Source organism: Ochrobactrum sp. SFR4 (assembly GCF_019730395.1).
Lineage (GTDB): Bacteria > Pseudomonadota > Alphaproteobacteria > Rhizobiales > Rhizobiaceae > Pseudochrobactrum.
Genome location: NZ_JAAPBB010000961.1, coordinates 1 through 259, shown reverse-complemented (window position 1 = coordinate 259; position 259 = coordinate 1). Strand labels below are relative to the sequence as shown.

Sequence of the window (259 nt, the reverse complement as noted above, 5' to 3'; positions counted from 1 at the left end):
AGTGATTAGCTCTTTTGTGCTGCCAAAGCCTGTTCGCGCATCGCGCTGAGGCCCATTTTCGGCGTAATCGCTTCCTGATCAATACGGATTTCAATCAGCGCCGGTTTGCCGGATGCAACAGAACGTTCGAAAGCTGGAAAAAATTCATCTGTGTTTTCAACGACTTCACCATGTAAGCCATAGGCTTGTGCCAAAGCTGCAAAATCAGGATTGGCAAGCGCAGTACCGGAAACACGACCCGGATAGGTGCGTTCCTGAT

1 protein-coding gene is annotated in these 259 nt (G+C 49.8%); it reads right to left on the bottom strand.

What is annotated here, in order from left to right; genetic code table 11:
- Nucleotides 1-5 precede the first annotated feature (5 nt).
- Nucleotides 6-259: thiamine pyrophosphate-dependent enzyme (locus HBA93_RS21940; RefSeq protein WP_286202134.1), on the bottom strand; the 254-nt coding region annotated here is incomplete at its 5' end.